This window comes from Agaribacillus sp. DX54, from assembly GCF_056858335.1.
The window spans coordinates 167,927-182,090 of record NZ_JBXEQE010000006.1; the positions used below are offsets into that span (position 1 = coordinate 167,927).

Here is a 14,164-nt window from a genome sequence, read left to right on the forward strand (position 1 = left end):
GTAAATAGCCGGGAAACATCATGAATTTGGGTCAATGTCCTTAAAATACGGTGAAATCAAGCTTATCTTGCCACTACATTGCCAAGTACATGGGCGATTTCCATTTCCATTTTCTTGTAGGATGAGATGATTTTCAGCAAGGATTCCTGTTGGTCCTCGTCTTGTTCCTGTTTCAAGCGTTCCATATGACCGTCGATTATCTTTTGAATAACCCTCATTTTAAGCCTGTGAATATTAGTGTAAATCACGTTGTCAATGATTTCCGACTCCCTTGGAACATGGATTTTATACATTTCATGCCAGTTTTCGCTAATATCGTACTTTTCAGTGGTAAGGCTTATGACTTCTTGTTTGATCTCTTCAGATCCATGGCGCAAAAAGTAATCCGCATCGATCCACAATCCCTTTTTCAGGTTATCTTTTATCGAGTTAAGGATATCGGCGTAAACAGGGGTCTTAAAATCGATTTCCTCCAGCTCCTGAAGCATGTATTCACTTAACTTTATGTTTTCGTCTACCTCATGTATACCGTAAGTCAATAAAATCCTGACACTTTCCTTCTCCTGCCATATCAACGGGTCCAACTCGGCAAAGGCCGCCTGCTCTTCCTGCTCATGGAGGAGTCGCTCCGGCAAAATCTCTGTTTCCGCCTTCGTGGCTGACTTTTCCTTCGGCCGCTCGCGATGTTTACGAATCAGAATCTTATTTTGCTCGGCAATAAGGATAGACTCGTCAATATCCAGCAGTTTGCTGCTTTCCTGGATGTAAACCGTCCGCTGGATGGGATCAGGAATTTTGGAAATGCTTTCCACAATATTGCGGATGGTCTCTGCCTTCCTGACCGGGTCTTTCGCTCCGTCTTTGGCAAATTCGGAAATCTTGAACCTGATGAAATCCTGTGATTGGCTTTGAAGATATTCCTGAAAACGCGTGCTCCCGGATTTACTGGCATAACTGTCGGGATCTTCGCCATCAGGGAAAACCACGACCTTTACATTCATGCCGCTTTCCAGAATCATGTCCACCCCTCTCAAAGAAGCCCTCAGACCTGCCGCATCACCATCGAACAGCACCGTAATATTCTTTGTATACCTGCTGATCAGTTTGATTTGTTCGTCGGTCAGCGAGGTGCCTGATGAAGCAACAACATTTTTCACCCCGGCCATGTGCATCGAAATAACATCTGTATAACCTTCTACCAGATAGCAGTTATCAGCACTTCGAATGGCCTGCCTGGCCTGATGAATGCCATACAATACCTTGCTTTTGTGGTAAATCTCCGTTTCGGGGCTGTTGATGTATTTGGGTTGCTTTTTGTCAGCCACCAATATACGGGCACCAAAGGCTATAGGCTTGCCGGTTATGTTGTGGATGGGAAAAATCACTCTTCCCCTGAAGCGGTCATAGCTTCTGTCTTCATTGGTTATGATCAAACCCGCTTTTTCGAGAATTTCTTTTTGGTAACCTTTCCTGAGCGCCGCTTTCATCAATCCGTCCCATAGATTAAGGCTGTAGCCCAGGTCAAATTCCCTGATAACCTGGTCGGTAAAGCCCCTTTCTTTGAAGTAGGCCAGCCCTATGGATTGGCCGTCGGCATGGTTCCAAAGCAGGTCCTTGAAATATTCATTAGCAAAACTCAGCGCAATGTACAGGCTCTCCCGTTCATTTTGCCGGGCAATTTCTTCATCGGTTTGTTCTTCCTCCTTGATCTCAATGCCATATTTTTTGGCCAGATATTTAATGGTTTCCAGGTAGGAAAGTCCCTCCAGTTCCATAATAAAAGCAATGGCATCACCCCCCTTGCCCGAGCTGAAATCCTTGAAAATCCCTTTGGCAGGGGAAACATAAAAGGAAGGTGTCTTTTCATCGGTGAACGGGCTCAGGGCCCGGTAACTCTGACCGACCTTTTTTAAGGTGAGAAAGTCATCCAATACTTCCACAATGTCCACACGGGCCTTGACCTGATCAATGATGTCTTGTCTGATTTTCAATTTACCGGGGTTAACAATTTTTCAAAGTTAATGAATAATGGTCATTGGCGACGATGCTGTCTTTGTAAAAAACAAATTTATCTTACCTACCCAACTTATTTTATATCTCTTTTGTTAATAAAATAAACGTAAGTAGGTAAATTGCAGGAAACAAATAAAAACAATTAAAACACAAACATGTCTGTAACCAAAGAAGCGGTACTGAAGGCGTTGGGAACGGTAGAAGATCCTGACTTAAAAAAAGATCTGGTCAGTCTGAACATGATTCGGGATTTGGAAGTGAGCGACCATAAAATTTCATTTACAGTGGTGCTGACCACCCCGGCTTGTCCGCTGAAAGAAATGATCAGGAAAGACTGTCTGGAGGCGGTGGGTAAAATTGCCGGCGAGGACTTTCCCCTCGAGATAAACATGACTTCCGATGTTACCAGTACCCGGCTGAACAATGCCCCTTTGCTACCGGAGGTAAAGAATATCATTGCTGTGGCCTCTGGCAAAGGAGGCGTAGGAAAATCTACGGTTACTTCCAATCTGGCGGTGGCTCTGGCCAAAACCGGTGCCTCGGTCGGAGTTATTGATGCCGATATATTCGGTCCCTCCCAGCCCACGATGTTTAATTGCGAACATGAGCAGCCCGGTATCTTAAAAAAAGGCGAAAAAAACCTGATTGTTCCTATAGAGCAATATGGTGTAAAAATCATATCGATCGGATTTCTAACGCCATCAGACAATGCGGTGGTCTGGAGGGGGCCTATGGCCAGTTCGGCCCTCAAACAGTTTATCGGAGATGCAGACTGGGGGCCGTTGGATTATCTGTTGATAGACCTGCCCCCCGGCACCAGCGATATACATCTTACGCTGGTACAAACGGTGCCTGTCACCGGTGCCATTATTGTTACCACACCTCAAAAGGTAGCACTGGCTGATGCTGTCAAGGGTCTCGCTATGTTTAAACAGCCTCAAATTAATGTTCCGGTCTTGGGAGTTGTCGAAAATATGGCGTACTTTACACCTGAGGAATTACCTGACAACAAGTATTACATTTTTGGTCAGGAGGGAGGCAAAAAGCTGGCAGAAAAGTTTAAGGTACCAATGTTAGGACAGATTCCTATCGTCCAAAGCATTCGGGAAAGTGGGGATAATGGCTACCCGGCTGTATTAAAAGAAGGTATTACTGCTGAATCATTTAAAAAACTGGCGCAGTCGCTTGCACAGCAGGTTGCCATCAGAAATTCATCCATGCAAAAAACAAAAAAAGTAGAAGTAAATATTTAGATTATGAAAGATGAGACGGTGATGAAAGATGATCTGATGGAAAGGGTTGAAAAAGCGCTTGATAACATTCGCCCATACCTGGAAACAGATGGAGGGGATGTCAGGATTCTGGAGATCAGCAATAATGTGGTAAAGCTGGAGTTACTGGGGGCGTGTGGCAATTGCCCGATGTCAACCATGACATTGCAGGCCGGTGTTGAAGAATCAATCAAAAGATCCGTACCCGAAATTGTTGCTGTAGAAGCGATAAATATTACCCATCCCAACGACCCTAATGCCAAATTACCTGATAATTTAATGTCCTGATCAGACTAATTCAGGGGTCAAAAACCAGGCTGAGCCTTTTATACAAAATAGTTGTATAGTTATCATCCTATGTTTAGGTATATGGGGAAGTATATAGACATTCATTGGCGTTTCTTTATTTGGTTAACCGTTTTGGTTATCACCTTTCCATCGTTACTTTTTGCACAAAAGCGTTGCAGCACCGTGGAATATGAGGCCTACCGCAGGGGCCATGATCCAAAGCTCGAATCGAAAAAATCCTTTGAGGATTGGCTGAACAAAAGAATTACCGAAAGAAAAAAATTACCGGCTGCTGCCCGTAGAGATGCCCTCGTTCTGACTGTTCCGGTCGTGGTACATATCATTCACGATGGCGAAGCAGTGGGTGATGGCAGTAATATCAGCGATGCCCAGGTTATTTCCCAGATTGAGGTTATCAATGAAGATTTCAGAAGGTTTAACAGTGATGCCAGTGAAACACTGCCTGTTTTTCAGGATGTGGCCGACGATATGCAGATAGAATTTATATTGGCCAGGCAGGATCCGGAAGGATTACCGACCAACGGCATTGTCAGGGTGCAGGGCAATCAGCCGAATTTTGGCTTGAATGATGCCACTAAACTATCGGCACTGAGCTACTGGCCGGCAGAGGATTACCTGAATATATGGGTGGCCGACCTTGCATTCGGTTTGCTCGGGTTTGCTCAATTCCCGGTGTCTTCCCTGGAAGGACTGGAAGATGCCTCTAACAACAGGCTAACCGATGGTGTGGTTTTGAGATATCAAAGTTTCGGGTCAAGTGCCAAAGGATCATTTCCTGTATTAATACCCCCTTTCGACCGGGGAAGAACTACCACCCATGAATTGGGACATTTTTTTGGGCTTAGACATACCTGGGGGGATGGCGGCTGCAGTGTTGATGATTTTTGTGATGACACCCCGCCCGCATCTTCTGAACATGAGGGGTGTAACCTAAGCCGGCAAAGTTGCGGTGAACTTAGCATGGTGCAAAACTATATGGATTATACAGATGACGCATGCATGAATCTGTTTACCACCGATCAAAAGGCAAGGATGAGGATCGTCATAGAAAACAGCCCAAGAAGACAGAGCCTTACAACCTCTCCGGGACTCGTCGCCCCTTCACCTGTAGCTGATGACCTGGGAATCAAAGAGATCCTCACCCCGGCTGCCGGCCAATGTCAGAATACATTTGCCCCGGAAATCGAGCTAAAAAACTTTGGAACCAATGACATCACCTCGGCCAGGCTAACCCTGTTAGTGAATGGCTTGGAAGAAGAAACCATCGATGTCACGTTGTCCCTGGCACCACAGGATGTTCAAACCATTAGTTTTGCCACTTTAAACGATGTTAGTATAGGAAGCAATGACATAAGTTTTCAGATCATAGAAACCAATGGTGGCGACGATAACAACCCCACCAATAACATACAGTCACTCAATTATCTTGTCAGCGGTGACCCGGTCATATCAATTGATGAAAACTTTGAGATTTTTCAGTCCGACTGGATCATCGATAACCCTGATGAAAGCATCACCTGGGAAATCCGGTCTGTGCCTGGAGTTACCAGTATCGATAACAGGGCTATCATGCTCAATTTTTTCAATTATATAAACAGCCCAGCAGAATTAGATCAACTGATCGGTCCTCCGTTGGATCTTTCCGGCGCACGCTCTGCCACACTCTCTTTCAGGCTTGCCTACGCCAATCGCCCTAATAATCCTGACCGCCTCACCGTAGCAGTATCTACCGACTGCGGTAACAACTTTGAAAATGTGATTTTTGATGAGTCCGGCGAAGACCTTGCCAGCACAGAATCCGTGCAAGGCGCGTTTGTTCCCGAAGACCGGTTTGCATGGAAAACAATCACCCTGGACCTCAATGATTATCTTGGTGCCAATGAGGTTCTGGTAGCCTTCAAAGCCCAAAACGCCGGCGGTAATAATTTGTATCTGGATGACATCAGGGTCACTGCGGAGCAGCAATATGACGTCGACTTAAGTATTGAGGAGATCATCGCACCGGCCGTTATCTCTTGCGAAAATACCGTAACACCGAGTATTCTGATCAAGAACCTGGGCGCGGTGCCTGTAAACAACTTTAGTGCCGGATATAATGTAAACGGAGAGCCGCAAACCGGTTTAGAAAGCCTTACACTGAATCCCGGAGAAGAAAGGACGCTGGAATTTCAGGCAATTACGCTGGAAGACGGCGACTACGCGTTCGATTTCCGTTTGATCAACCCATCCGGGCAGGCTGACCAAAACCCTGATAACAACAGCGCCGTTATTAATCAAAGAACAGATAATTTTAAGGTTGAAATTCCCGTACGGGAAAGGTTTGATGACACCAATCCAGGGAATTCGGGGTGGCGGATTTTCAATCCGGATGAGGACATAACCTGGTTGGTGTCACCAGCTAACGGAAATGGCAATGACAATAATGCGGCTTTTATCAATGGCTTTAACTACGAAAACACAGGAGAGGAAGATTGGTTGATAAGCCCCCTCCTGGACATGAGCAAAGCCGACAGGGCCAGCATGACTTTCAAATTTTCTTATGCGAATGTGACTAACTATGTAGACCGCCTGAAGATATTTGTTTCCGGAAATTGCGGTGAATCTTTTGATAACCTTATTTACGTACTGGAAGATGCCTCACTGGGTGTTATAGCGTCTGATCGACCCTGGTCACCAGAGTATGAAAACGACTGGGAAACCGGGTTCATCGACCTAAACGCCTACGCAGGTAATGATGCGGTGAGGGTAGCCTTTGTCTTTGAAAACCAATTTGGTAACAATCTCTACCTGGATGATATCGAATTTTTCCTTACCAGTGACGAAAATCTTCCGGTTCCGGAAACCAATACATTTATCCTGTATCCCAACCCGATTGTTACCAATACTTTTAATACCAGCTTTAATTTATCGGATAAAGAAGACATCCGTCTCGCCATTGTAGATACCAAAGGAAAGGTGGTTTATGAAAAAATACTGGAAAGTACTTTGAACCAGACCTATACGTTGGAACTTCCGCAATTACGTAATGGTGTGTATTTTGTAAAGGCAACGGGGCGTGGGTTGAGCGAGGTCCAGAGGTTATTAATCCAGAGATGATGGGAGGTATGGAATGGTGGAATGAGGGAGTGGATAGAATGAAAGAATGATGAGGGGGTGGACTGAGGTGTCGATAGGGGGACGGGGTGAAAAATTTTTGTGGGGGTTGTCGGTTATCTGATTTTTTTGATGATAAATTAGGTGGCTTTTGTAAATTGCGAAATATATTCAGGAGAGAAAATGGATTATTTAGATAACCTTAATGAGCCGCAGTTGGAAGGGGTCATGAATACCGGAGGGCCCTGTATGATCATTGCAGGGGCTGGCTCGGGAAAGACCAGGGTATTAACGATGCGCATCGCGCATCTGATCAAGGCAAAGGGCGTGGATCCATTTCATATTCTGGCACTCACCTTTACGAATAAAGCAGCAAAAGAGATGCGTGACAGGATCGAGGGTGTAGTGGGCAATGAGGCCAGGAATATATGGATGGGTACTTTTCACTCAATTTTTGCCCGTATTTTAAGGGCAGAGGGCGGAAAACTGGGATACCCGGGCAACTTCACCATCTACGACACCGAAGATTCCAAATCATTAATCAAAAGTATTGTCAAGGAAAAAGGGTTAGATGACAAAGTTTATAAACCCAATACAGTAATCAACAGAATATCTGCCGCCAAAAACAGGCTGGTCTCCTGGCAGGAATACCTGAGTAATCCCATCTATCTTGCCGATGATGAAAGTGCTATGAAACCGGAGGTCGGCAATATCTACCGGATCTATGCAGACAGATGCTTCAAGGCCTCTGCCATGGATTTTGACGATCTGCTGTTTAATACCAATATCTTGTTCAGGGATCACCTGGACGTGCTAAATAAATACCAGCAACGATTCAAGTATGTACTGGTTGATGAATTTCAGGATACCAACCTGTCCCAATACCTGATCACCAAAAAACTGGCAGCGGTCCATCAAAACATTTGTGTAGTAGGAGATGACGCCCAAAGCATTTATGCGTTTCGAGGGGCTGACATTCAGAATATTCTGAATTTCGAAAAAGACTATGCCGATTTGAGGGTCATCAAGCTCGAGCAAAATTATCGTTCCACGCAAAACATCGTTGAGGCCGCCAATTCAGTGATTAATAAGAACAGGGCACAATTGAAAAAAAATGTGTGGACGCAAAATACACAGGGTGACCTCATTGAAGTCATCAAAGCCACCAGTGATAATGAAGAAGGTAAACTGGTCGCAAGCACTATCTTTGAAGAGAGAATGCACCATCAGCTCAGTTACACCGACTTTGCGGTGCTCTACCGGACCAACAGCCAGTCACGGGCCATTGAAGAAGCCCTGCGCAGAAACAATGTCAAATATAAAATCATCGGTGGTCTGTCATTTTATCAAAGAAAGGAAATCAAAGACATACTGGCTTATCTGAGATTCGCTATTAACCAGCAGGATGAACAAGCCCTGAGAAGAATTATCAACCTGCCCAAACGTGGCATTGGGCCCGCATCGGTTGACAAGGTAGTGGTGGCTGCCTATGAACATGACATGTCGATCTGGGAGGTGCTTGAAAATATCCACAGTTTTATCAGTGGCAGAACAGCCAACGCTATCGCCGACTTCGTCACCATGATCAAGGCCTTTAAACTGGAGATAGAAAGAAAGGATGCATTTGAGGCAGCTACGCATATCGCGAAAAATTCGGGCATTTTAAGGGCGTTGTATGAAGATAAGACCATTGAAGGACTCAACCGGTATGAAAACGTACAGGAGCTGTTGAATGCTATCAAGGAATATGTGGATAATCCGGAAAATGAGGATAAAACCCTGGGCGCATTTCTGCAGGAAATAGCCCTGCTTACAAGTGTGGATCAGGATAACAATGAAGACAACGAACTGGTTACCCTGATGACCATTCATATGGCCAAAGGACTGGAATTTAAATACATCTTCGTGGTCGGCATGGAAGAGGATCTCTTCCCTTCCCAGATGATGTTAACCAGCCGTGCAGATCTGGAGGAAGAACGCCGCCTTTTTTATGTTGCCATCACCCGGGCAAAAGCTAAACTATATCTTTCCTATGCCCTGAACAGATACCGGTTCGGAAGACTCAAAAACTGCGAACCCAGCCGGTTTCTGGAAGATATCGATCCTCAGTTTATCAAAGTTAACAGACTGTTTAAGGGCAGTGAAGCAAACAACTTTAACCCTGTCAGTCAGGTGCAGGGTACCCATAGTCGATATGCCAAAAACCTGGTAAACAGTATCCGCAAAACCTCCGGGCCTGCCTCACAAAACTATCATAAACCGGGCAAGGATTTCATACCGAGTGATACCTCCGGACTGACGGAAGGTATGAAGGTGGAGCATGCTAAGTTTGGATTTGGGGTGGTGACGATGATGGACAATCTGGGTGCCAACAGAAAAGCAAAAGTTAACTTCGAAAACTTTGGGGAAAAAACGTTGTTGCTTAGCTTTGCTAAACTTAAGATACATGACAGCTAAAATCAAATAATAACCTATTTTCCAGTGTTTTAAAAAAAATCCTGTATTTTTAAATTTTGTAAACCATTATTTTAAAGAAAAAATCACAATGAGTGAATATAATACGCAGAAGCCACGGTTAATATTAAGGGAATATGGAAGGAATATTCAGAAACTGGTTGAATATATGAGCGGGGTAGACGACAATGAAAAAAGAAATGCCTACGCTGCTGTGCTGGTAGATTTAATGCGGCAGATAAACCCCAATATCAAGGATAGTAACGAGTACAACCAAAAGCTGTGGGACGACCTCTTTATCATGTCAGACTTTAAGGCGGAGGTTGACAGTCCCTACCCCAAGCCGGAAAAAGAAATACTGAGCAGAAAGCCACAAAAGGTAGACTACAACGTCAACCGGATAAAATACAAACACTACGGGCGGAATATAGAACTCATCGTAGACAAGGCTGTGAAAACCGAAGACCCGGAAGAAAGGGAGTCATTTATTATTTATCTGGGTAAATTGATGAAAACCTTTTATGCTAGCTGGAATAAAGAGGTGGTGAGTGATCAGGTAATCATCGATCATATCAAAGAGCTTTCCAAAAACAAGCTGGATATCGACCCGCAAAATGTAAAAGAGGAAAACCTTTTCGAAGTTCTTTTTAAAGAAAAAGCCGCCAAACCCAAAAAAGAAAACATTGGAAAGAGAAGCGGCAACGGAAAAAAAAGGCGAAGAAATTAATGACATCATTCAAAATTAAAGGTGGCAACCGGCTAGGGGGAGAAATTGAACCACAAGGTGCCAAAAATGAAGCCCTGCAAATTTTAAGTGCCACGCTTTTAACCGAAGAACCTGTTACCATCCACAAGGTACCGAACATCAGGGATGTTAATAAACTGATAGACCTTTTAAAACTTATGGGGGTTGAAGTTGAAAAACTTGGATCGGAATCGTACCGGTTCATGGCAAAAAATGTGGATCTGTCTATCCTTGAAACTGAAGAATACAAGGCCATGGCCTCCTCATTAAGAGGATCCATCATGGTGCTGGGACCTTTACTGGCAAGATTTGGAAAAGGCAAAATCCCCAAACCCGGAGGTGATAAAATCGGAAGGAGGAGATTGGACACCCACTTTATAGGTTTTCAAAAACTCGGCGCCAAATTTGTATACCATGCCAGTGACAAATTCTACCATATAGATGCCTCCAACCTCAACGGTACCTATATTTTGATGGATGAAGCCTCGGTTACAGGTACAGCCAACATCATCATGGCCGCAGTACTGGCCAAGGGAAGTACAACGATATACAATGCTGCCTGCGAGCCTTACGTACAACAGTTATGTAGTATGTTAAATGATATGGGCGCTGATATTCATGGCATTGGCTCCAACCTTCTTAAAATTAACGGTGTCAAGGAACTGCATGGTACTGAACACCGTCTTTTGCCGGATATGATTGAAATCGGGAGTTTTATCGGCATGGCTGCCATGACGCAATCGGCGTTGAAAATCAAAAATGCAAGCGTAGATCAATTGGGGCTAATCCCTGATGTATTCAGAAAGTTAGGCATTCAACTGGAGATTACCAACGATGATATCCTCATTCCGGCACAATCCAATTACGAAATTGAAACTTTTATCGACGGGTCAATCATGACAGTAGCCGATGCCATTTGGCCGGGTTTTACACCGGATTTGCTGAGCATCGTGGTAGTCGTGGCCACACAGGCTAAAGGCACAGTGCTGGTGCATCAAAAAATGTTTGAAAGCCGTCTGTTCTTTGTCGATAAACTGATTGATATGGGGGCTCAGATTATTTTATGCGATCCGCACCGCGCCACTGTAATAGGGCTGGACAGGAAGCAGCCACTACGGGGTATCCGCATGAGCTCTCCGGATATCAGGGCAGGGGTTTCACTTTTAATCGCCGCACTTTCGGCAGAAGGAACCAGTATTATAGACCATGTGGAACAAATCGACAGAGGATATCAAAATATCGACGGGCGTTTAAAGGCATTAGGCGCTGACATTACCAGGATCGATTAGCTGATTTTTAGAGGATAAGTCATGTTTTTGCAAAAGTGGCTTAAAACTAACGCGATACTCGTTGTGGCATGCCTGCTTCCCCAATATAATTGGGGTCAGGGTAAGTATGTGGAGTTGGAATTAATAGAACTGAGCCAAATGAATAACGCTCAAAAAAACCGGTTTGATTTGAGTGGAATTGCCAGAAAGGATGGCCGCATTTATGTTGTGGCTGACAAAGGCTGGAATAACTACATCTATGAAATCGGCCTGCAGGGTAATTCCTGGAAGGTGATCCATCCGCCTGGGATTGACCGAACCGATCGATCTGGAAGGCCTGGACTATTGCAACGGAAGTTTTTATTTGATCAACGAATATAACAACAAAGTTTATACGCTGGACGCCAAAGACCATATGAAATCGGTTTTTATTCATTATGAAGGAAAAGGTATTAACCAGGAAACATGGAAAAAAAATACCGGTTTGGAGGCTATTGCGGTCAATTGCGAAGACGCTGTGCTATACCTGGCCAAGGAGAGGGAACCGAGATTTCTACTGGAGGTGGACATGAGGTATGGCACTATTGCCAACCAGTTTACCATACCCGAGGTTGAAAGTAATGACTTCTCTGATATGAAATATGAAAATGGCTCTCTGTACATGCTGGAAAGAAATGGTAGTTGTATTAGTAAAATAGATGTCCGGTCCAGGACAGTAGTAGAAAAGGTAAGCTACAAATACACCAGCAACATGCCGGCAGGAAAGCTTTATGAACCTACCAAGTACGGGATGGCTGAGGCATTGTTATTAACCGGCGATGAAATATGGATTGGCATCGACAACAATGGTCTCAAAGCATCCAAAGGCGCTGAAGACCGGTTTGGGCTGAAAGGTAACCAACCTTCGATCCTGAGATTCAAAAGACCTGCCGGTTTTTAATCAGCCACGGAAGTTTCATACTTAATGACTCCCTCCAGAAACCAATTGGCCAGGGCCTGTCTGTTCGACTCCAATACCAGTCTTTTCTGATCCTTTTCGTTTCTGATATTGCCTAATTCAACATACACGGAAGTAGGCAATGTTTTTTTCAACATATAAAGATTCCTTGCGGCAACGGTACCGTTGTAGCCCCGGTTTTTTTGGTGTAAACCATACTTTTCATCAATATGCTGCCTTAGGCTATTGGCAAATCTTTTTCCTGACCTGCTATTGCCGGCATGGTAAAAAAACAAATCCACACGTTCTTCGGTACTTCTGGAGTCTACGTGAAATATTAATACCCGTTGAATTTTTTCCCCTTCTTTTTTGTGTTTTCTATATAAGCGGTTAATGGCATCGGCCCTTTGCTTCAACCTTGCCAGTTGGTTATAAGGTATTTTACTGCCGCCGTGAACCACCTCGTCCGAATCGCAGGGCAAAACTACCTCATTCCGTATCCCGTCATTCTCATCCTGAACAATCAGATATATGGTGGCTCCGTGCCTGACAAGGTGATTGGCCAGTCTGAGGGTTACGTCATAGGCATATTCATCTTCACACAGATTATACCCCCCGTACCTTCCTATAGCTCCGGGATCCGGCCCCCCATGCCCGCTGACAAGATAATAAATATGATTTTTTAACTTGTCGCTCCTGATATCGACGACTTCATCCTCTTTACCCAACAAGGGAAAAATGATGGTCTCAACCGGTTCATCAATGGTTTTTCCATTATTTAAAGCCAGTGAATCACTTCCTTCTGCCACCAGCAGCCTATCACAGTCAAAAAACCGGTGTGGTACCCAAAGTTGGTCATTAGTCCTGTAATCCCCTGATTTTACACCCTTTGCCAGGAGCCTGTCATTATAGGTTTCAATTGTTTTTGCCCGTTGATAATCGTTTATTCCTATAGTTGTCCGGATACTCTTACCGTTATAATCGTATATTCGGATAGGTAATTGATATAAACGATCCAGATTTAGTCCCTCTTGTTCATCGATATCGTTAATTTCATAAAAGTGCCTGCGGTCACAGGAATCGAGTAATTCGTAGCGGTTCAAAAACGACAGGATACCATCTCCCGGCATGGGCCGCAGAGTCAGGTAGGTGGAGTCCTGGGCATGTGCCCCGGTGAGGCCAGCAATTAGTAGTAAACAAAAAAGTATGAAGCGAGATTTTATAACAACCACTCTTTTATTCTATCGATGTTGATAACTGCCTTTTAAAACGACAAATTTATAATAAAATGATGGTTGAAGAAGTAAAAAAATCGTAAATATACATGCTGTTGTTATTACACAAAATCTACTTAATGCACCCAGTCTACCAGTTCTGCCGAGTCATTCTATGACTTGGAATCATAGTATGACTATCAATCGGAATTTATCCTATGAAACAAGTAATTCATTCAACACTACAATTAATCAGGCTTGCCGAAAGGTTAAAGTTTGAACTACGTCATAGCTGGCTTTCCAATGGCCGCCGTGAAAGTGTTGCCGAACATACGTGGCAAATGGCTTTAATGGCTGTTTTAATGCATCGGTACCTCTCACAACCTGTAAACCTGGAAAAAACTTTAAAAATGATATTAATCCATGATCTCATTGAAGCAGAAGCCGGAGACATTCCCTTTTTTGAGAAAAGCGCACGGAAAGCAGCCAAGCAAAAAATGGAACAACAAGCCATCGAAAACATAAAGCATACCTTAAACAGTGAAACCGGCGATGAAATATATGAGCTTTGGTACGAATTTGAAGGAGCAGCAACTCCCGAGGCCAGGTTTGCCAAAGCATTGGATAACCTGGAAGTGCAGATTCAGCATAACCTGGCAGCATTCGACACCTGGGAAGAAATCGAATATGACCTGGTTTATAATAAAATGGACAAATATTGCGACCATGACCCCTTTTTGAAGGAATTATGCAACCAAATCAAAGAAGAAGCCGAAAACAAAATGATCGATGGGGGAATAGACGTAAAATCAGTAAAAGCCAGGGCTTTGAGACAAAGTTGATGCCAGGTTTGAGGAGGA

The 14,164-nt window shown here is 44.1% G+C and carries 11 protein-coding genes; 9 read left to right on the forward strand and 2 right to left on the reverse strand.

Annotated features, from left to right (window positions below):
- Positions 1-62: 62 nt before the first annotated feature.
- Positions 63-1,991, reverse strand: a complete 1,929-nt coding sequence (gene dnaG / locus AC04NP_RS09495; protein ID WP_482859401.1) for a DNA primase — start codon at positions 1,989-1,991, stop codon at positions 63-65.
- 177 nt (positions 1,992-2,168) lie between these two features.
- On the opposite strand from dnaG, the gene AC04NP_RS09500 reads away from it, so the two are divergent.
- The 8 genes from AC04NP_RS09500 to AC04NP_RS09535 all read left to right on the forward strand — a co-directional run bounded on the left by AC04NP_RS09500 (position 2,169) and on the right by AC04NP_RS09535 (position 12,093).
- The gene (locus AC04NP_RS09500) at positions 2,169-3,266 is read left to right on the forward strand and encodes an Mrp/NBP35 family ATP-binding protein (RefSeq protein WP_482859404.1); all 1,098 of its coding nucleotides are present in this window, start codon (positions 2,169-2,171) and stop codon (positions 3,264-3,266) included.
- Positions 3,267-3,269: 3 nt separating this feature from the next.
- Positions 3,270-3,572: a NifU family protein gene (locus AC04NP_RS09505; RefSeq protein ID WP_482859405.1), complete on the forward strand. Its 303-nt coding sequence runs from the start codon at positions 3,270-3,272 to the stop codon at positions 3,570-3,572.
- 81 nt (positions 3,573-3,653) lie between these two features.
- Positions 3,654-6,689 carry a choice-of-anchor J domain-containing protein gene (locus AC04NP_RS09510; RefSeq protein ID WP_482859407.1) on the forward strand — a complete coding sequence of 1,012 codons (3,036 nt, stop codon included), beginning with the start codon at positions 3,654-3,656 and terminating at the stop codon, positions 6,687-6,689.
- Between the two features lie 180 nt (positions 6,690-6,869).
- Positions 6,870-9,143: an ATP-dependent helicase gene (locus AC04NP_RS09515; RefSeq protein ID WP_482859409.1), complete on the forward strand. Its 2,274-nt coding sequence runs from the start codon at positions 6,870-6,872 to the stop codon at positions 9,141-9,143.
- A gap of 88 nt (positions 9,144-9,231) precedes the next feature.
- A complete protein-coding gene (locus AC04NP_RS09520) occupies positions 9,232-9,867 on the forward strand; it encodes a DUF4290 domain-containing protein (RefSeq protein ID WP_482859410.1) in 636 nt (211 codons plus the stop codon).
- Positions 9,867-11,174, forward strand: coding sequence for a UDP-N-acetylglucosamine 1-carboxyvinyltransferase (gene murA, locus AC04NP_RS09525; protein ID WP_482859411.1), 1,308 nt, complete (start codon positions 9,867-9,869; stop codon positions 11,172-11,174). Before AC04NP_RS09520 ends, murA begins: the two co-directional genes overlap by 1 nt.
- Positions 11,175-11,195: 21 nt before the next feature.
- On the forward strand, positions 11,196-11,534 hold the full coding sequence (locus AC04NP_RS09530) for a hypothetical protein (protein ID WP_482859413.1): 339 nt from the start codon (positions 11,196-11,198) through the stop codon (positions 11,532-11,534).
- Positions 11,464-12,093 (forward strand): SdiA-regulated domain-containing protein, encoded by a 630-nt coding sequence (locus AC04NP_RS09535; RefSeq protein WP_482859414.1) that lies wholly within the window; start codon positions 11,464-11,466, stop codon positions 12,091-12,093. Before AC04NP_RS09530 ends, AC04NP_RS09535 begins: the two co-directional genes overlap by 71 nt.
- On the opposite strand, the gene AC04NP_RS09540 is transcribed toward AC04NP_RS09535, so the two are convergent.
- A complete protein-coding gene (locus tag AC04NP_RS09540) occupies positions 12,090-13,322 on the reverse strand; it encodes an N-acetylmuramoyl-L-alanine amidase family protein (protein WP_482859415.1) in 1,233 nt (410 codons plus the stop codon). The genes AC04NP_RS09535 and AC04NP_RS09540 overlap by 4 nt on opposite strands.
- Positions 13,323-13,522: 200 nt before the next feature.
- Here AC04NP_RS09540 and AC04NP_RS09545 point away from each other — a divergent pair, with 200 nt between their 5' ends.
- Positions 13,523-14,146, forward strand: coding sequence for an HD domain-containing protein (locus AC04NP_RS09545; protein WP_482859416.1), 624 nt, complete (start codon positions 13,523-13,525; stop codon positions 14,144-14,146).
- The last annotated feature ends 18 nt before the right edge of the window (positions 14,147-14,164 follow it).

Coding starts and splice junctions, on each gene's coding strand:
- AC04NP_RS09500 (WP_482859404.1), top strand. CDS start 2,169: ATGTCTGTAACCAAAGAAGCGGTACTGAAGGCGTTGGGAACGGTAGAA.
- AC04NP_RS09505 (WP_482859405.1), top strand. CDS start 3,270: ATGAAAGATGAGACGGTGATGAAAGATGATCTGATGGAAAGGGTTGAA.
- AC04NP_RS09510 (WP_482859407.1), top strand. CDS start 3,654: ATGGGGAAGTATATAGACATTCATTGGCGTTTCTTTATTTGGTTAACC.
- AC04NP_RS09515 (WP_482859409.1), top strand. CDS start 6,870: ATGGATTATTTAGATAACCTTAATGAGCCGCAGTTGGAAGGGGTCATG.
- AC04NP_RS09520 (WP_482859410.1), top strand. CDS start 9,232: ATGAGTGAATATAATACGCAGAAGCCACGGTTAATATTAAGGGAATAT.
- murA (WP_482859411.1), top strand. CDS start 9,867: ATGACATCATTCAAAATTAAAGGTGGCAACCGGCTAGGGGGAGAAATT.
- AC04NP_RS09530 (WP_482859413.1), top strand. CDS start 11,196: ATGTTTTTGCAAAAGTGGCTTAAAACTAACGCGATACTCGTTGTGGCA.
- AC04NP_RS09545 (WP_482859416.1), top strand. CDS start 13,523: ATGAAACAAGTAATTCATTCAACACTACAATTAATCAGGCTTGCCGAA.